Source organism: Paenibacillus sp. FSL H7-0331, from assembly GCF_001956045.1.
Window position 1 is genome coordinate 90,197 of sequence record NZ_MRTH01000019.1, and the last position, 17,678, is coordinate 107,874.

Annotated in this window: 16 protein-coding genes and 1 riboswitch; of the genes, 9 read left to right on the forward strand and 7 right to left on the reverse strand. The window is 45.7% G+C overall.

The window, feature by feature from the left end; translation table 11 throughout:
* Nucleotides 1–88 precede the first annotated feature (88 nt).
* Complete coding sequence (locus tag BK127_RS25165) at nucleotides 89–1,141, reverse strand: aromatic ring-hydroxylating oxygenase subunit alpha (RefSeq protein ID WP_076234279.1); 1,053 nt, start codon at nucleotides 1,139–1,141, stop codon at nucleotides 89–91.
* Nucleotides 1,142–1,266: 125 nt separating this feature from the next.
* Nucleotides 1,267–1,369: riboswitch (purine riboswitch) on the reverse strand.
* A gap of 310 nt (nucleotides 1,370–1,679) precedes the next feature.
* Here BK127_RS25165 and BK127_RS25170 point away from each other — a divergent pair.
* Nucleotides 1,680–2,666 (forward strand): phosphotransferase, encoded by a 987-nt coding sequence (locus BK127_RS25170; protein WP_076234342.1) that lies wholly within the window; start codon nucleotides 1,680–1,682, stop codon nucleotides 2,664–2,666.
* Between the two features lie 247 nt (nucleotides 2,667–2,913).
* Nucleotides 2,914–3,957 (forward strand): phosphoribosylformylglycinamidine cyclo-ligase, encoded by a 1,044-nt coding sequence (gene purM, locus BK127_RS25175; protein WP_076234280.1) that lies wholly within the window; start codon nucleotides 2,914–2,916, stop codon nucleotides 3,955–3,957.
* A gap of 377 nt (nucleotides 3,958–4,334) precedes the next feature.
* On the opposite strand, the gene BK127_RS25180 is transcribed toward purM, so the two are convergent.
* Entirely contained in the window at nucleotides 4,335–5,189 is an 855-nt protein-coding gene (locus BK127_RS25180) for a helix-turn-helix domain-containing protein (protein WP_076234281.1), read from the reverse strand.
* A 186-nt stretch (nucleotides 5,190–5,375) separates the two neighbouring features.
* On the opposite strand from BK127_RS25180, the gene BK127_RS25185 reads away from it, so the two are divergent.
* The 6 genes from BK127_RS25185 (at nucleotide 5,376) to BK127_RS25210 (ending at nucleotide 10,960) form a co-directional block, all read left to right on the forward strand.
* On the forward strand, nucleotides 5,376–6,563 hold the full coding sequence (locus BK127_RS25185) for an epoxide hydrolase family protein (protein ID WP_076234282.1): 1,188 nt from the start codon (nucleotides 5,376–5,378) through the stop codon (nucleotides 6,561–6,563).
* 318 nt (nucleotides 6,564–6,881) lie between these two features.
* Nucleotides 6,882–7,091 carry a hypothetical protein gene (locus tag BK127_RS25190; protein ID WP_076234283.1) on the forward strand — a complete coding sequence of 70 codons (210 nt, stop codon included), beginning with the start codon at nucleotides 6,882–6,884 and terminating at the stop codon, nucleotides 7,089–7,091.
* A gap of 215 nt (nucleotides 7,092–7,306) precedes the next feature.
* Complete coding sequence (locus tag BK127_RS25195) at nucleotides 7,307–8,608, forward strand: helix-turn-helix domain-containing protein (protein WP_076234284.1); 1,302 nt, start codon at nucleotides 7,307–7,309, stop codon at nucleotides 8,606–8,608.
* Between the two features lie 225 nt (nucleotides 8,609–8,833).
* A complete protein-coding gene (locus BK127_RS25200; protein ID WP_076234285.1) occupies nucleotides 8,834–9,247 on the forward strand; it encodes a hypothetical protein in 414 nt (137 codons plus the stop codon).
* Nucleotides 9,248–9,458: 211 nt separating this feature from the next.
* Nucleotides 9,459–9,689 carry a tautomerase family protein gene (locus BK127_RS25205; protein ID WP_076234286.1) on the forward strand — a complete coding sequence of 77 codons (231 nt, stop codon included), beginning with the start codon at nucleotides 9,459–9,461 and terminating at the stop codon, nucleotides 9,687–9,689.
* Nucleotides 9,690–9,763: 74 nt separating this feature from the next.
* Nucleotides 9,764–10,960 carry an MFS transporter gene (locus BK127_RS25210; RefSeq protein ID WP_076234287.1) on the forward strand — a complete coding sequence of 399 codons (1,197 nt, stop codon included), beginning with the start codon at nucleotides 9,764–9,766 and terminating at the stop codon, nucleotides 10,958–10,960.
* Nucleotides 10,961–11,171: 211 nt separating this feature from the next.
* On the opposite strand, the gene BK127_RS25215 is transcribed toward BK127_RS25210, so the two are convergent.
* The 5 genes from BK127_RS25215 to BK127_RS25235 form a co-directional block, all read right to left on the reverse strand.
* Nucleotides 11,172–11,987, reverse strand: coding sequence for a sugar phosphate isomerase/epimerase family protein (locus tag BK127_RS25215; protein ID WP_076234288.1), 816 nt, complete (start codon nucleotides 11,985–11,987; stop codon nucleotides 11,172–11,174).
* A gap of 48 nt (nucleotides 11,988–12,035) precedes the next feature.
* A complete protein-coding gene (locus BK127_RS25220; RefSeq protein WP_076234289.1) occupies nucleotides 12,036–13,073 on the reverse strand; it encodes a FecCD family ABC transporter permease in 1,038 nt (345 codons plus the stop codon).
* Nucleotides 13,073–14,065, reverse strand: coding sequence for a FecCD family ABC transporter permease (locus BK127_RS25225; RefSeq protein WP_076234343.1), 993 nt, complete (start codon nucleotides 14,063–14,065; stop codon nucleotides 13,073–13,075). The genes BK127_RS25220 and BK127_RS25225 overlap by 1 nt, the downstream gene beginning before the upstream one ends.
* A gap of 117 nt (nucleotides 14,066–14,182) precedes the next feature.
* Nucleotides 14,183–15,232: an ABC transporter substrate-binding protein gene (locus tag BK127_RS25230; RefSeq protein WP_076234290.1), complete on the reverse strand. Its 1,050-nt coding sequence runs from the start codon at nucleotides 15,230–15,232 to the stop codon at nucleotides 14,183–14,185.
* A gap of 104 nt (nucleotides 15,233–15,336) precedes the next feature.
* Nucleotides 15,337–16,998 (reverse strand): AraC family transcriptional regulator, encoded by a 1,662-nt coding sequence (locus tag BK127_RS25235; protein WP_076234291.1) that lies wholly within the window; start codon nucleotides 16,996–16,998, stop codon nucleotides 15,337–15,339.
* A 301-nt stretch (nucleotides 16,999–17,299) separates the two neighbouring features.
* Between BK127_RS25235 and BK127_RS25240 the strand changes: the two genes are divergently transcribed.
* Nucleotides 17,300–17,599: a heterocycloanthracin/sonorensin family bacteriocin gene (locus BK127_RS25240; protein WP_076234292.1), complete on the forward strand. Its 300-nt coding sequence runs from the start codon at nucleotides 17,300–17,302 to the stop codon at nucleotides 17,597–17,599.
* The last annotated feature ends 79 nt before the right edge of the window (nucleotides 17,600–17,678 follow it).

Sequence of the window (17,678 nt, forward strand, 5' to 3'; positions counted from 1 at the left end):
CTTTTCGGCTTTGTGGAATTACAAAAAAACCTCACCCACGTTAATAGTGGTTTGAGGTTTTTTGTACCTATTGTGTGAATCAGTCATCCTAAGACGTGTACGATCTTCCCAGCCCGATCTCACTAAGCAGCTGCCGATAAGCGATGGATGTACGGTCTGCTGGTATATGGGCTTCGGCTTGGAGGTCAAGCGGCAAATCTTCGGGAGTCTGTGCTTCGACCATATCCCGGTCCTCTTGAAACACCTGTAGATTAAACTTGATTGTATCCTCTACAGGAGCATTTTTGTCGAAATTACGAGAAATCGGACAAAATAGCCGAGTATAGCGGGCCGAAACCGGAGAAGCGCAGTTCAGAATCATCAGCTTTCCGTCGTTTGGAAAATGTACGGTAAGGGAAGCTGCAAACGGCGGGAATACACGGAATGCGCGCAGCCACATGAATCCCTCTTCAGCGATATTTTCCTGTCCTTTACCATAATTGCTAACGGTGCTCCAATAGTCGGCAATTAGCTGGTCACCCTCCCGTTTGACCTTATATTGCGGAACCTCGGTATTGTTGCGGTCTCCGAAGGTCTCGATGTGTACGTAAGCGAAGTGTGATACATCCAGAAAACCTTCCATCTGGCGTCCGGCAGAACCTGCAATATCAAAGCTCGGCAGTGTAATATTGATGAAATCCGGATCGTCCCATCCAGATAAATCCGGAATCTGCTCGCTGGTAGAAGACAGAGAAGTCCAGATCAGACCGTACCGTTCGACGGTCGGGTACACGATTAATTTCAGCTTTGGTGAAATTTTGGTATTCGGGTGTGCCGGAACAGAGGTGCAGGTTCCTTCACAATTGTAGCGGAAGCCATGATAAGGGCATACGATTTCTTCGTTTTCCACCCAGCCCTTGCTGAGGGGAGCTCCACGATGGAAGCAAAGATCACGAGCAACAATGACCTTGCCGTGGCTCCGGTAGCAGACGAGCTTCACATCCAACAGTGTGACACCCACAGGTTTATCCGCAATATCACTTGCAATAGCGACCGGGAACCAGTATTGGGAAAGCACCTGCCAGTCATTAGGTGTGAATGTACAGTCTCGTGGGAGTTGGATTTGGGCAGGTTCAGCAGATAATTGTGGATTCATACTCATCTTTTATCACCTCATGGATTATTGGGTCTTGCAACTTAACGCGGAAAACCCCAGACGCAAGAGGTGCATAATGAAGCTGACCTTATACTTCGGTGCCTGGATGGGCGTTCGAAATAAAGGGACCTCCAATTTATGCAGCCTCTTGTAGCCTGGGGCAATTTACGGTTGCCTGGTCGAGACGCTCATACCCATTAATGAGCTTATACAAGAGAATAACAGTTAAGATTTTAAGTCATGTTTTATAACATATAATTATCATAAACGCTCGATTAACATCTGTCAATATAACATTTGAAGTTATTTATATTATTATTTGCAGTAATTAGTATCTTGATTTGCAGTGTTTCTAATTCTAAATTACATTTTTGACTGAACAATCTGTAAATTATGTTATGTATCCTTACAATCAATCAATGAGCTACTAGACGCGAAGAGGTAAACGGTCAGGATAATGAAAAAATTTGTATTTATCAAAAAGGTTATTGTGGTCTCTCTAAAGAATATACAATTGGACATTGTAAATTTAGGAGCTGGGCAAATGGGAACATTATGGACAGAGGAAATGATCTTGGATGACCTGCTTCAATCATTTCATCGTTTCTTCGGTTTGGATGTAATTGAATCGGCTCCAATCAAACGAGGATGGCTAAACTTAAAATGGAAAATAAAAACTGAAGCCGGGGATTTTGTACTCAAGCAATATAACAAGGAAAGATATAAAAAATATATACCAGACGAGCTGTTGTTTGCGCTTTCTCAACAGGTTAGAATGTATAACCAAGGTCTGGCGTGTCCCAATGTGTTATCGTATAACGAAAAAATATTGCTTGAGTCGGATCATGGAGAACTTTTCATGGTGATGGAATATTGCCAGGGCAAGCTAATTGAGCCAGGTAAAGCCAATGTTCATCAAATATACGATTTGGGTCGAACTACAGGAAAAATGCATCGATTGTTAAACGACGGGACCATTGGTATTAAAAATAGCCCTCAGTTTATCCCTCCCAGCCGTGAGGAACGTATAGCACATTGGAACTCAGTTTGGGTAAAAACAAAGGAATCTGGTAAAACTCATTTACTTGCCAACATAGAAACACAAATAAAAGCAACGGAAGACATGCATATGGAAATCCTGGAGTTACTTCAATTGGGATGGGCACATCGTGACCTGTGGGTGGATAACCTTTTATTTGATGACCACCGTTTAACGGCAATTCTGGATTTTGATCGACTCAAATATGACTATCCGCAGCTTGATGTAGCTCGAGCTGTGATGTCCTGTGCCGTAGATGATCATTTAGAAGTCTCACTGGCCGCAGCGTTTATGGAAGGGTACAAGGAGGAACGCAACGTGGAAGAGGGTTACTTAACCTATTCATTACAGTTGTTATGGTATATGGAAAGTACATGGTGGATTAATGCTAACATGGATCAACATAGTGTACCTCCCGCTCGGTTTGCAAAAGAAATGATTTGGCTTGCTGAAAATCAAAAAAATATACCGACTTTACTAGCAAATATGTAGACAATGCAACACAATGAGGAGAAAAGAGTGCGCGTGATTGTGGAAACTGCTTGTGTAGAAGCTTGCTTTCGGGTTAGCTTACAGGTCTTACAATCGAAAGCGAGCAGGGTCGGCACGGTAGTTTCGTTTGTTGTGACGAAAAACTAAAGTTCGTGCTTGCTCTGGATGCCTCTCTCCAGAACTTTTGTTAACTAATTAGGTGTGTTACTATAATTGGAAATACAAGTAAATGAGAGGCGGCAAATCCATGGGAAATGACAAGCTCACTTATGCAGAAACCGGTATTAATATTGACGATACCGATGCTGTCAAACAGAATATGGCCAAAAGTCTGCAGACGAACAATAGTCGAGTATTAAACTCGCTGGGTGCGTTCGCGTCACTGTACGATTTTAAATTTCCGGAGTATGATCATCCCGTATTGGTCATGAAAACTGAGGAGCCTGGGTCCAAGCAAAAGCTGGCTTTTCAACATGGACGGGTACGTTCAATTTGCTACGATATGATTAACCATTTGATCAATGACATCATTGTTATGGGTGCCAAACCGCTTGCAGTTCAGGACGCAATCATTAGTGGCGCCGTTGATAAAGAAACCATCAGCGAAATTGTCGACGCTGTTTCTGCGGCTTGTAAGGAACAGGATTGTGTGCTCACTGGTGGCGAGACATCGATCCAGCCGGGAGTGCTGGAGAAAGGCTCCTATATACTTACGTCCAGTATTGTTGGCATCGTCGACAAATCGAAAATCATAGACGGGTCAGCCATACGCAAGGGAGATGTTATTGTAGCTGTCGCGTCTAATGGAGTTCATACGAACGGGTATACACTTGTTCGGGCTATAATGGACAAGCATCCAGAAGTTCTGAACCAGAGGGTAGGTGATGAGAGTTTTTTGGATGCCATTATGAAGCCGCACTTATGTTATTACAAACCTCTGAGAGATTTGTTTGGGATGGATGGACTTCATGGAATGGCTCATATTACGGGTGGCGGTATTGAAGGAAACTTGAACCGGGTAATTCCGGAACATTTGAACGCGCTCATTGACTTATCCCGTATTGATATTCTGCCCTTATTCCAAATCATTCGTAATATGGGGAACGTGGATGAACAGGACATGCTGCGCACATTCAATATGGGTGTTGGCCTAGTGCTGGTTGTAGATTCAGAAATAGCCCAAAGTGTGATGGAGCACGTAGCTGCATTCGGGTTGAAAAGTTATGTTATCGGTGAAATCGTTGAGGGGAACAAGCGGGTTGTGTACCAACAAGAATTACAATGGTATTAAATTTACAGTCAAGAGTTTATTGAATTAGCAGGCTGCCGGGATCGGCAGTTTTTTTGCGTTATCGGGCATGCTTGTGTGGCGGCACTGATGCTTGGCTAAAAAGCCATATCGTCCCCATTGTGGCTTTGAACTCCATAAGGACAAGAAGCTATTAAAGCAAGCTATTTCCGTAATGGATGAGGGGTTTCAGGTATTAGAAAAATAGCGGACTTATATGATTCGTTCGATAAGTTGAGACAACAATCCAACATTTCGACCCCCAATTGGGACGATTTTAGAAAACAAACGTTTGCCAAATTTCAGGCCCGTTGATTAACCCCTAAATGGTAGAAAAAGAGCCGTCAACAAGGTAAAATGTTCAATCAACAGGCCTGTTGTTATTGAGCAGTACCAAACTTGCGGGATGTAATTCGATACGTTGTAGGTGACATCCCTTTTCTAGCTGTAAACTGTTTGATAAAGTAGGTGTCATACTCGAATCCAGTGGAATGTGCAATTTCATTAAGGCTCATATCGGTATGTGTCAAAAGATCACTCGCAACCTTCAAGCGATGTGTAAGCAAGTAACCAAATGCTGTTTTTCCACATCTCTCCTGAAACAATTTATTCAGAGTCACACGGTTCAAATGAGCACAATTCGTCAAATCGTTTAATGAAATCTTTCGCGAATAATTAGTGTGTATATAATCTAATACTTTATCGACAGGTGAATGTTCACTATTTTGATTTAATTCCTCCATCAAACCTAAAATTTGGATGAGATACTTTTTTATTCTGCACACCCAAAGTGCATCACTTTGCGCCTGCACTTCGGTGCCAAGTACGAAAAACCATTCAAACAATAGGGGGTATGCTTTCTCGGTTACACGAGGTACACCAGTATACAAATGATCCCTTTGAAAAAGGGAAAGTCCAGTTTGGATTCTAGGAGCTGCAGGAAAATAATCTTTCGTTTCGGTAAGAGTAATGGTGTTAAGAAATTCGGGATGAAAACTAAAGGATTGAGCAGATACATTAATCTTTTCAACCACTTGCACATTATCGTCTTCAGCCAAGCAAAGGACACCAGGAGCGCTAATGGATATGGGACGTTCATTCAATATCCCATTTATACTTCCTGACGTAATAAAAATCAGCGTATACCGTTCAGGATAAGGAAGAATACTGAAATCCTCCACTGCGACAAATTCTATTTTCACCGTACGTTCTTTGTGTCGGTCCATTTGCGGCATTTTTTTCACCTATCAAATAGTATAGTTGGTTGCTTCACTTATAACAGTGTAGCATACAAATTCAAAGGTTATAATTAGATTGTGAATCAACCCCAAATGAGCAGCTAAAGGACTACATTCCATAAGCCACATTTTCCACGACAGCTGCTCAAACTGTCAAGATTAAACGATTGGGAGGAAATCATTATGGCTGTTGAACGTTTTCAAATCCAGGTATCCGATGAAGTGCTTGACGATCTACAATACAGGCTGAATCACGTCCGCTGGCCGGATCAATTAGAAGATTCCGCTTGGGAGCAAGGCACTGAATTAAGTTATTTACAGTCGCTCGTTGCCTATTGGCGAGACCATTTTGACTGGCGTGTTCAAGAAGCGAAATTAAACCGCTTTTCTCAATTTCGCAGTAATGTTGATGGGATAGATGTTCACTTCGTGCATGAGCGCGGTAAAGGACCTAATCCGTTGCCTATTATCCTTACTCACGGATGGCCGGACAGTTATCTGCGTTACCAGAAGATTATCCCGTTTCTTACTGATCCCGCTGCCCACGGTGGTGACCCTGAGGACGTTTTTGATGTTATTGTCCCTTCGCTGCCAGGGTTTGGCTTTTCTAGCCGTCCTGACCATCGTGGCGTCAATAATTTTCATGTCTCCGAGATGTGGGCTAAACTAATGACACAAGAACTTGGCTATAACAAATTCGCTGCTGCAGGCGGGGATATTGGCTCCGGTGTTACCAGATATCTTGCGGCGAACCATCCTGAGCTGCTTGTCGGAATCCACTTAACCGATATCGGGATCATTAGAGATCTCATGACTGCACAAGATCCGGCAGGGCTTTCAGAGCAAGAACTGCAATATAAGAAGAATGCTCAGGAATGGCTTGCCCATGAAGGTGGCTATATCTCCATTCAATCGACAAGACCCCAGACTCTTGCCTACGGACTGTCCGACTCGCCAGCAGGTCTGGCTGGTTGGATTATTGATAAATTCCGTGCTTGGAGCGATTGTAAGGGGGACCTGCGGCAACGATTCAGCGAGGATGAACTGCTCACGCATATTATGATCTATTGGGTTACCAATACTATAGGATCAACAGCACGTATGTATTATGAGAATTCGCATTCTTTGCCGCCTCTTGGTCGCATAGAGGTACCAACAGCCGTCGCTCTTTTCCCGGCAGATATATTATTGCCACCCAGGGAATGGGCTGTACGCAACCTGAATATAACTCGCTGGAATGCAATGCCCCGCGGTGGCCATTTTCCTGCTCTGGAAGAACCGGAATTGCTGGTTAAGGACATTCGCGAATTTTACAGACCCTTTAGAACAATAAGCAATTCTTTAGGAAAGGCCGGCTTGCGGGTGGTTTGACGATTACAGATTCGGACGAGCCGATGCAAAAGCTCCTCGAATACAGCAAATTGCCGAATCGATTTCTTCTTTAGATAGAACGGATTGAAGGATGGACAGGATGGTGGTAGATTTTTCATGAAGTCGCCACCTTACTTCGGTTAAGTTGCAGGGGTACAAACATTTACCGGGGGTGTGGCTATTTTTCTGCGATTTTGTGGTTGATCAACAGGTGTGTTCAAATTTAATTAAATAATCATCAAATTCCAAAAATATGAATTGCTAATGAACATTTTGACCATATTAACTTTGCTGTAAAACTTGAAGGAGGAATGTTCAATGACAGACCAACAAACGAACGAACAAGAACAAAGTGCAAGGACACAAGCCCAAAATGCTATGAATCAAGCATTACACGCACTAAATGAAGCCAGACATAGTAATGTTGATCAAGACCAAGATGTTCAGGATGCCAAAGAACAGCTGTATAAAGCCCGACAAGAACATATGCAGGCTGATAATTCGGAGAGCGAAGATACGCTTTCCTAGACGATATGCCCCACAAGAGGAGTATTTGTACTCTGGTACTCAAAAGGAAGTTCATACGCATAAATAGCGGATTTCCCCGTAGGTATCACTTTTACAGTGTCTCTACGGGGATTTTTTCTGCTGTCCTCATACGATACCACGAATAGGACTGTTTGCACTTGGATTTAGGACCTGCTAGCTTGTACAATAGGTTTCAGAAAGCGGGGGAGAGCCTCATGCTCAAGGAACGTATCGAGCTTCTGTGCAAAAAGAAGCAAATATCACGGAAAGAACTCGTGGAGGGACTCGTCACGCAGTCTCATTTTGCCAACATTTTGGCTGGAAGGTATCCATTCGCTGATGATTTGGTGGAGCATATCGCGGGCCGTCTCGGCGTCCCTGTTACCTATTTGACCAAAGCGGCGGCAACCGATGAGCCTACGATGCAGCGGGCGGAGAATATTTTCCAGACCATGTCCGAGCAGTCTGTATCCGATAGTTACGTGGATGCCCAAGACGATCGGGATGATGCACTCGTCGTCGAGCTGACAACTTCCTTAATGAAGGCTGTCTACTATCAACAGATGAACAATCAGAGCGCTTATGACTATTTGCATCAGTCTTACTTGAACCATTATTTAGAGAAATACGGAAAGTCCGAAGAAGTCGATCTGCCGTTGCCCTTGAAGAAAGCGCTTTTGCTATATAGAATCCAACATTTTCGCTCCAAAAGCAGCTACAACGACGTGCTGAACGATGTGCAACGCTTGAACAGTCTTGTGGAACCGGGGACGGAAATATGGCTGACGGTACAAAACATCAGGATGGAGGCATACGTTCTACTGAAGCAGTTCGAACAGGCGAAGCAGGTGTTCGAGCAGACGATGCAGCAAATCATCGATGATCGAGTGTTCCATCGTCTATCCGGGCTGTATGTGGCTTACAGCGGCTACTGCTTTGCGATGGGGCTTGTACAGGAAGCGTTACGTGCTCTTTCCATGGCAGAAGCTAACCTCGTTTATTTACAACAGCCGGGTGATGTTTACACGACAATTATGAACAACCGGATCGTCATGCTAACAATGACGGGAGAGTCCGATAAAGCGTTGGACGAAATCGCCCGATTCGAGTCCATACTCGCCAATGAGCCAGTGGAATCCCAACAGCTGCTCGAGCCGGTTATAACCATTTATCGCTGTGAAGCCGCTTTTGCCCAGAAAAATTGGGGATTGCTTTCACAAGGAATTGAGCGGCTGCGAATTTCCCACACAGGCACGGATCAGAGAATGGCGCTGGCCTTTTATGAAAGTCAACTGGCGCTTGCGCTAGAGGATATGGAGATGTTTCAAAGCCACGCACTGGAATGCTTGCCTTATTTCGAAGCCAGTCAGCATGCATTGCGTCTCGAGCAACTTTATGAATCATTGGCAGTCGTCTCTGAGGAAGGTCGTCGTTACAAGGAATCATCTATGTATTATCGGAAGCTTGTGTATTTGTTAAGAAATAGTGGAGGAGGGGGGTCTTCCAGTCCAATGTAAACAAAATGCAAACAAAACTTAGGAGCGACAGGGACCAATGAATGGTGTTTTAGACCCAAATTTTTGCAAAATAAGCGCTTTTTGAAAAAAAACGAAGCGTGAACAACAGGAAAACTCGCCTTATCCCTGACTTGTTTGTATGTCGCTGATACTATTGTCAGCTTAATGACGGTCGTTTACACTTAATATACAACGACAAACCAAACAATGAGAGGTGTGATGCGTATGTTCGGATTCGGAAAAAATAAAAAACCGCAGGACGCTCTGGAGCAGGCAGATAATCTGATGAATAAAGGATTGACGGGGCTGTTTATGAAAAGCACGGTTTCCAAGGAGCATAGGAATCTCATCAACCAAAGCCTGGAATCGGCGAAACAGGCACAATTAGCATCAAGCGGCACCGTGCCGATTAGCGCAACTGCCATTGTTGTATCGGTAACAGATACGGGCAAGCTCATCAATTACGATCCGGTTGTTGTCCTCGTGTTGAATGTGATAGAGAACGACGGGAGCACATCCCAGAAGACATTGGAAACAATCGTATCAAAAATCCAAATTCCGCGTGCGGGAGATCGGGTCGGCTTGGGCCACAACCCCGCTAATCCATCAGAGCTTATGTACATGGGACTGCTGCCATAAAGTCTTTGGTCCATATGTCCTGTTAAGGATTAAAAGCAACACTCAGAGCATTTTCGAAAATCTAATTCACCATTACAGGAAGAGTCGCGTAAATCGTGACTCTTTTTAATTTACTCATACGAAAATAATTGACTTAGTTTGTAAATATGTTACAATAAATGCAGCTAATTTATTAAGTTGATTTAGCTAGACTAATAAGGGAGATGATGTTATGCCAATTATCAATATTGACTGCTGGGAAGGATTCAACGAGGAACAAAAGAAAGAATGGATTAAGGAGTTAACTGTCGTCACAAACAAGCTGTTCAATATCCCTCCTGATAAAATTTTGGTGATCTTGCGCGACACTCCCTTGATAAATTGGGGACAGGCAGGTGCTGTCGCAGCTGATCCTGACTTTTTGGAAAACAGTCGAATTACTGAATTGAAATTGGAAGCATAATCGCTTGCTCAGAAGAAGCCCCTTCTCATTTGACATATAGAGGGGGCTTCTTCAGATGAAAGAGGGGGTTGTTCATGACGGAATGGGTTGCAAAACAACGTAAATCACTTGCCAATAACTATCCTTTGATGACGGGTATACTTGTATGGTGCAGCCTGATTGTTGTGTCCAGCTTATATATCACCTTGCCATTGGTATCTGTTTTTGTAAGTAGTTTCCACGTTACACCGTCCACAGCGGCATGGACCAGCAGCGCGTTTTCATTCTTTTACGCAATAGGGTTTTTATTATTCAGTCCTTTATCTGATCGTTATGGCCGCAAACAAATGATGATGTCCGGTTTGGTTGCGTTATTACTCATTACGCCAACCTTGGGTTTCGTGACAAACCTGTCCAGTTTAATTGTTCTTCGTGCGTTACAGGGCCTGGCTGCGGCAACATTCGCCCCCGCTGTACTTGCCTATGTTGTGGAAATGTTTCCTGCGCATAAAAGGGTAACCACAATCGGGTTTGTAAGCACTGGCTTTTTGTTGGCGGGGATTGCTGGACAGCTGTTTAGCAGTATCATTAGTCAAAGCTTAGGCTGGCCTTATGTGTTTTACTTTCTTGGTGGCTTATATTTAGTATGTGCCATTCTGCTCGGCAGTCTTGTTCCCAATGGAGCAATTCATCAGACAACTGCAGGTGCAAGAGCCCCACTCAAACAAATAGCAGCAGTGTTATTCCGAAAATCACTATTTGTCTGCTATATCATAACCGTGACTCTACTATTCTCGTTTGTAGGGATGTATACGGCGCTTGGAAGCTACCTGACGCAGACCCCGTTTCAATTAAATCCTGATCAGATTTTACTGGTACGTGCAGCGGGGATCTTAGGCATGATCTTATCTCTATTTGCAGGTCGTTTGGTAGCCAAATTCGGCGTGAAGAGGGTACTGCAGGCAGGATTGGGGCTGGCGGCAGCAGGTCTTTCCATAGTTGGATTTAGCTCTAACCTATCCATTCTTATTGTTATGAGTGTTATTTTTGTTGGCGGGATTTCAGTAACGGTTCCAACGCTTATTTCGCTTGTTGGAAGCACTGTGGGTCATGCACGCGGTACCGCGATCAGCCTATACTCTTTTATTTTATTCATAGGAGCAACTCTTGGCCCGATTGTCGTACTGAACCTGCTGAAGCTTGGAAGCTACTTCCTAACATTTGAAGCACTGGCGGTTGTTTTGTGCATTGCCTTATGTTCATCCTTTTTCATCAAAATACAAGAAGTATAAAGTTAGTACGAACCTGATATTAACGATCTCGTGGGATCTGCATATTTACGGGGTTCGTTGCTGTTGTTTGGTCAAAATGAAATAAGAGGGTAAGGAAGAAAGGCGCAGCGATTCCTTTCTGATATTAAAAAGATTGCCAATGATGTCGGTCGGAGGACCGGTTAATTGGCAATCTTTTTATTGATTTCAACTTATGTGTAATGAGCTCATCCTAGTCGAGAGAGGGATGGGCAGCGCGCTCTACAAAGGATTGGAAGGCTTTCAGCTCACGAGGCAAATGTGTCTGGTAAGGCTCCTCCCATCCAGACCATTCTCCGCTGGCATAACCCTTATAGTGGATACTTTGAAGTGCGGCGGCAATTTTGGCAAAATCGAGATCGCCTTCTCCGATCGGCTTGTGTTCCTTGTGCTCTGAATCAAATGAAGCATCGTGAAAATGAACATGCTGGATCCATGGCCCCAAATGGGTGATGACTTCCGCCGGCTCAGCCAGTCCACGACGCTTCGTGTGCAGTACGTCCCATAGGACGACCACCTGTGGATCATCGACTGCTCGCATCAGGCTGGCCATCTGTACAGGATCTGACCAATCATCATGGGTTTCGATCGCAATCGTGATGCCATGCTCACGGGCAGATGGCAAGATGGCATTCAGCACTCTCTCAATGGCGGCCAGTGTTTGCTCGCGTGTGCCGCCAGCAGGAATTTTGCCACCAGCCACCCTCAGAATCGGAGCGCCGACGTCGGAGGCGAGTTTAATATAATCCAAGGCCGAAGCGATTTCTTTGTCGGAATCGGGCCGTGAGCATATGATCGAAACGCCAAGGCAGATGATGGGGATTCCACTCTCTACAGCCAGACGTTTCCATTCTGCTCTTTGGTGTGAGTCGGCAGAAAGCTCCACACCATGAGCATGTCCAACGCCGACCCGCAGCTCTACTCCTGCATAGCCGTAGGTTGTGGCAGAATCCATCAATTGGGAAAGTGTAAGAGTTGGTCCTGAAAATGAGTGAACAGCATATTGCATTTAATAATTCCTCCTTAGGATGGTTAGATATGCTTGCATAGGAACAGGTTATCTGCGTCTGGAATGACGCCAGAGCAGGAACAGAAAGTAAGGTCCGCCAATTACCGATACGATTAAGCCTGCCGGAATTTCCAGAGGCGGAAGCAACCCGCGGCCGAGCGCATCGGCGATTAGCACCAACAAGCCTCCCAGCAGTGCCGCAACCGGCATTAATATTCGATGTTTGGCACCGACAAGACGCCTTGCCATATGCGGAGTAATGAGTCCGACAAAACCGATCGTTCCAGCAGCTGCAACAGCGGCAGCGGTCAGCAGAACAGCCATGACCAGCAGCAGGACGCGGGTTCCCTCAAGATGGATGCCCAAGCCTTTGGCAGACAGATCGCCAAGCCTGATGATGTCAAGCCGAAGCCCCATCAGCCAGGCCAAGGGAATGACGATTGCTACCCATGGCAGCATATGAAGGACCTGATCCCATGTTCGGCCCCAGAGGCTTCCGCTCAGCCAAATTAAAGCCGCATTGACATTCGGCAGTGATTTGGACACCAGCAATTGAATGCCTGCTGAACAAAATGCGCTGATTGCTACACCTACAAGCGCCAGCCGAACCGGAATGATACCATGCCGGTAGGCTAACGCATATACCGCGCAGGCCGCAATAATGCCGCCCATAAATGCTGCTGTAGTTAATGTAGAGGGCACCGAATGCGGGAGCAGCAGCGTAACGATAACCGCAGCCAGTCCCGCACCCCCGGTTAGTCCCAGTGTATCAGGAGCAGCAAGCGGATTTCTCATGACGCCTTGGGCGATAACACCGGCTACCGCCAGACTGGCTCCGACCAAGAGAGCCAGTGCTACCCGAGGCAGCCGATAGCTGACAATAATCGAGCTTAGCTGCGGATCGCCCGAGCCCGTCAGAATACGGAGTAATTGCTCGGGGTGGATTCGCACATCACCGATGGCGATGTTAATCAGGACACTAACCGCAACAGCGATAATGAGAAACGTAATAATGGCAGAGTTGCGGCGATCCGCGCCGTGTCGGTTAACGGATTTATGCAACGAATTGGAGGCAGGAAACGACATTATTTCCCCTCCTTTTTACGTCTTCTAGCCAGATAAATAAAAAAAGGAGTACCGATTAAGGCAGTTACTACACCTACGGGTGTTTCATAAGGAAACACGATATAACGGGAAGCCAGATCTGCAAGCACCAGCATGATCGAGCCGAACAGTGCGGATAATGGAAGGACAAGCCTGTAGTCGACCCCGATCAAATATCTGACGATATGAGGTACAATCAAACCGACAAATCCGATCGGGCCGGCAATGGATACAGAAACTCCGGCCAGCACGATAACTATGATCGCCATAAGGCTTCGTGTGATCATAATCCGCTGCCCCAGCGCACGTGCCAGCTCCTCACCCAGGCTGAGCACGGAAGCTGCACGCCCGAAGGAAAAAGCAGCGAGCAGAGCAGGCACACTCCATAACATAATCAATTCGGCATGCTCCCATTTCCGCGACGACACTGAACCAGCTAACCAGAACAGCACTCTATCCATTTGTGTCTCGTTAAATATAATCATTCCCTGGGTAAGCGCAGAGAGTATCGCTTGAACGGCAACTCCAGTAAGCGCAAGATGAACCTCCATATGGTTGCCCTTGAAGACCGAAGCCATGGCATAGACAACGACAGCCGCAGAAGCCCCACCAACAAAAGCTGCATACACCATATTGCCGCTGGAAAGAAAGGGGACCTGAACAGTGAAAAACACGACGGCTGCTGCTGCTCCGGCGTTAATTCCGAATATGCCAGGGGATGCCAACACATTGCGTGTGACAGCCTGCATCAAGGCACCGGCGACCGCCAGGTTGGCTCCAACAAAGGCCGTCACGATCATCCTCGGAATTCGCACATTTTGGAGAATGATATGTGCACGTGAGCCGTCATTATGAAAGATGGAGGCCCAGATGGTCGAGAGTGACAGGTTGGTCGAACCCAAAGAGACTGATAAAAACAAGACAATGAGCAGGATGATTAACCCGGCCGCTGAAATCCATAGGGCTTTGCCGATTTGCTGCCAGGTAGATAAGGGTGCAACTTGTTGTGCTGGACGGCTCACTTCAATACTTCCTTCCCGACAAAATTAGCAAAAGATCAGTTCATAAAAGTGTGTACCACCTATTAGTGGTTATTTCAGCTTCAAAATCTCTTTCTCGGTTTGGTCCAACATCACATTAGCACCCTGCACACTGCGACGAAGTGACCACGCATACCGATCCACATCAAACATTTGTTTGGTTTTGACTGCTTTCAATTCTTGCCATAAGGGATCTTTATGAACCGGTCTATTGCCATCCTTATCTTTCTTGTCAATATCACCTGACATTAAAATAACGATGTCCGGATCAAGCTCCAGCAGCTGTTCAATTGTCATTTTTACATTTCGGTCGACCGTTCCGAATTTGGAGTTATTATTCAATAAATAGTTAAATCCGATCGTGCTCAGCAGCTGTGATGAGAAAAACTCAGCATGGCGGACTGTCATTTCCGTATCCGTGTTGCCGATCAGCAGCACACTTTTTTTGATGCCGGCTGCTTTGGTCTGTAATGCTTTCAGCTTGGCTTTATGGGTTTCGAGGACCTTGTCCATTTCACTTTTTTTACCCACAGCATTGCCTATCGTTGCCGCAGCATCCAGTGTTTCCTGATAATTGGCATTAAGATTTTTGAGTGAAAGGGTCGGCGCGATTTTTGATAATTCCGCGTAAACGTTTTTGTGGCGATCGGTATCGGCAATAATTAAATCGGGGTTCAGTACTTTAATTTTCTCCAGACTTGGCTGGGCTCGCATACCGACGGCTGTGTAGCCTTCAATCTTTTTGAGCGCATCCTCCACAATCAGGTTAGGTTTGTTATCGTCAGCGACACCGAGAGGCTTCAGCCCTACATCAAGAAGTGCATCAATAAAACCAAGCTCGAGCACAACGATCCTTTGTGGTGTGCCCTGGATCGTCGTTTCTCCGAGATCATGCTTAATGATCCGGCTTCCTTGTGGGGCTGCTGCTGTTTCCTTAGTCCCGCTTGCTGCGCTGTCAGAAGTCGGAGTGCTAGCAGGTGGTGGTGTTGGAGCTGGGTTAGAGCCTGAAGCCTGATTGCTGCCTGTGCTGCCGCAGGCAAGTATGAGTACAGCCATCATGACATAGGTGATGGCGATACCAAGCTGTTTTCCGTATCTCATTCATGATCCTCCTCTTATAATAATGATAATCATTCTCGTTGATTATACAGGGAATGTGACAAGTATTCCATGACACAAGGGGGATTATTTTGCATGGATTATTTTTAGATGAGCTGCCTTCCACCCGAACCGGCCAACAGGGTGACAGCTTCTTCCAGCTGCCGGTCAATTGAATCCGGTGCGTAAATCAGCCATTGATTGAAGCTCATGAAGAACACTCTGCCGGACTTTACAGCCGGATGACGAAGCCATGCCTCAGTGGCCTGAAGCTGCTTCATGCCAGCTCTTGCCTCCTGCTCTGACTTTGCGATAAGCAATAGGTAATCCGCTTCGTAATCGCCGATCTCCTCAGCAGAAGCGGCTACCCAGACCAGTCCGGTTCCAATATCATACTTATCGATTTGCCTTTGCAGCTTTTCAGGGGGGCGCATTTGCAAGGAACGATAGAAAACATGACCCATATTGCGCGCACCGTATATTCGAAGTCCATTGGCAGTAAAGGTGCATATTACAACGGATTTACTGCCGGTAGCGGACCCGATTTTTTTGCGTGCAAGCTCTACTCGCTGTTCGTGGCGCTCCCGCCATTCCTTGGCCGCCTGTTCTTTATCTACAAGCTGGGCAATTTCTTGTATATGATAGAAAATATCCTTTTGCATCCAGGGGATCACAATAATAGGGGCGATGTCGCCTATGTTGTTTCTGGCTTGGAGGGATATATTTTCTTTGCACATAATCATATCGGGCTTCACCCGGATCAGCTTCTGTCTCCAGATGTCCCAGGACTGGGAGCTTTCCAGCGGCTCCGACACACGGTCCGTAATGGAAGTCGGTCCTTTATCGATTCTGGCCGCATAGGGGACGATGCCAAGTGTGTATAAATGATCAGTGCAAGCGTAAGAAAGCGAGGCCACATTCCTGTGGTGATGCTTCAGATAGACGGATGGCGCGACGCCATACTGGGCTTTGAACCGACGGCTGAAATAAAATTCATCCTTGTAACCGACCTCACGGGCCACATTGCGAATTTTGTCTTGTGAGAGCAGCAGCAGTTCCTTGGCTCTATTCATTCGCAAGCCGGTTAAGTATTCAATCGGGCTTTTATCCATCTTTTGCTTGAACAGTGTCGAATAATAGGAGGGATTCAAGCCTGCCAGGTCGGCCAGCTTATCCAGAGTGATATCCGTGTGATAAGCATCCTGCATATAGCGTACCGACTGATCAAACGCATTCCAGGTATCGATGGTGATCACGGACTGTGCTTCTTTAAGCAGCATACGCAAAATTGCGTACATGTAAATGGACTGCTGCAGCTTCATGGCCACATCCAGTGAGTGGTGATTATCGTATAAAAGCTTGATCAGTCTGGAAAATAAGCCATACTGATGTATCGCAATTTGTCCTTGAACGGGAAAGGAGCGTTCTTTTTCATACCCTCTGTAAGAATCGGTTGATTCGGACTGGCGATATAGCTCAAACGAGACCCGATATAGTTTTAGATTAGGCTGATGCATGCTGTTGATTACAGCTTTCATCCCGGACAGCAGTAAGAACGCATGTTTACGTGAAAGCTGCAGCATCTGACCATTTAACAACATTTCACCGCTGCCCCCAACAATAAACAACAGCACATGGTGGTCAAGCTCTGAGGATTCTTCAGACCGATAAGTACCGTAATCGAGATATTCGATAGTGCTGACTTCAAGCAGTGTTTGTTGGAACAGGATCTCGATATCTGTTTCCGTATTATGTAAACCCATACTCATTTGGTTGTCCTCCCAGACAATAATGAGAATAATTCTCATTTAATATGGCTAATTGTACAGCAATAAGAGCTTTCTTTCAATTCCTATAGATACCCATTTGCGCGAAACATCGGTTCATTTGGGTGATACCCGCGATGTTCCTCTGTCCACAATAGCTTGCTTTGGTACAAATGCCCATAAAATGGGCGTTTGAATCAGTAACAGATGCGGATATTTACCATAGACTGAATGTATGTTATGTTCATTCCTTCCTTCATGGTTGTATCTGTGAACAGAAAAAAAATTATAGGAGGCTTTTACAATGAATCAATTTCAAAATGATCTGCAACAATTAAGTGTTTCCCAGTTTCAGGCTGGAGAGATGACACCTTGGAACCAGCAAGGCCAGTACCCGGGAGTTCAATATCCAAATGGCGTTAATCAGGTGGATCCGTCACGGCTGTGCGTTGGCTTCGGGGGCTTTTGCGTAGGTTTTTGCGGTGGTTTTTGCGTTGGATCTTGTGTAGGTTTTTGCGGCGGTTTTCAATGCGGTGGATTTCGTTGTGGTGGATGCGGCGGCTTTCGCTGTGGTGGATGTGGCGGCTTTCATCGTTGTCGTTAATTCTATTGTTTCAGGGTTGTTAAATAAAATTGCTTCGGCTGTCGAGAAGAGCCCGCCCCTTACAACAACAGGTTGTCAG

Coding starts and splice junctions, on each gene's coding strand:
- BK127_RS25240 (WP_076234292.1), top strand. CDS start 17,300: ATGAATCAATTTCAAAATGATCTGCAACAATTAAGTGTTTCCCAGTTT.
- BK127_RS25235 (WP_076234291.1), bottom strand. CDS start 16,998: ATGAGTATGGGTTTACATAATACGGAAACAGATATCGAGATCCTGTTC.
- BK127_RS25165 (WP_076234279.1), bottom strand. CDS start 1,141: ATGAGTATGAATCCACAATTATCTGCTGAACCTGCCCAAATCCAACTC.
- BK127_RS25210 (WP_076234287.1), top strand. CDS start 9,764: ATGACGGAATGGGTTGCAAAACAACGTAAATCACTTGCCAATAACTAT.
- purM (WP_076234280.1), top strand. CDS start 2,914: ATGGGAAATGACAAGCTCACTTATGCAGAAACCGGTATTAATATTGAC.
- BK127_RS25180 (WP_076234281.1), bottom strand. CDS start 5,189: ATGCCGCAAATGGACCGACACAAAGAACGTACGGTGAAAATAGAATTT.
- BK127_RS25190 (WP_076234283.1), top strand. CDS start 6,882: ATGACAGACCAACAAACGAACGAACAAGAACAAAGTGCAAGGACACAA.
- BK127_RS25205 (WP_076234286.1), top strand. CDS start 9,459: ATGCCAATTATCAATATTGACTGCTGGGAAGGATTCAACGAGGAACAA.
- BK127_RS25230 (WP_076234290.1), bottom strand. CDS start 15,232: ATGAGATACGGAAAACAGCTTGGTATCGCCATCACCTATGTCATGATG.
- BK127_RS25185 (WP_076234282.1), top strand. CDS start 5,376: ATGGCTGTTGAACGTTTTCAAATCCAGGTATCCGATGAAGTGCTTGAC.
- BK127_RS25195 (WP_076234284.1), top strand. CDS start 7,307: ATGCTCAAGGAACGTATCGAGCTTCTGTGCAAAAAGAAGCAAATATCA.
- BK127_RS25215 (WP_076234288.1), bottom strand. CDS start 11,987: ATGCAATATGCTGTTCACTCATTTTCAGGACCAACTCTTACACTTTCC.
- BK127_RS25170 (WP_076234342.1), top strand. CDS start 1,680: ATGGGAACATTATGGACAGAGGAAATGATCTTGGATGACCTGCTTCAA.
- BK127_RS25200 (WP_076234285.1), top strand. CDS start 8,834: ATGTTCGGATTCGGAAAAAATAAAAAACCGCAGGACGCTCTGGAGCAG.
- BK127_RS25220 (WP_076234289.1), bottom strand. CDS start 13,073: ATGTCGTTTCCTGCCTCCAATTCGTTGCATAAATCCGTTAACCGACAC.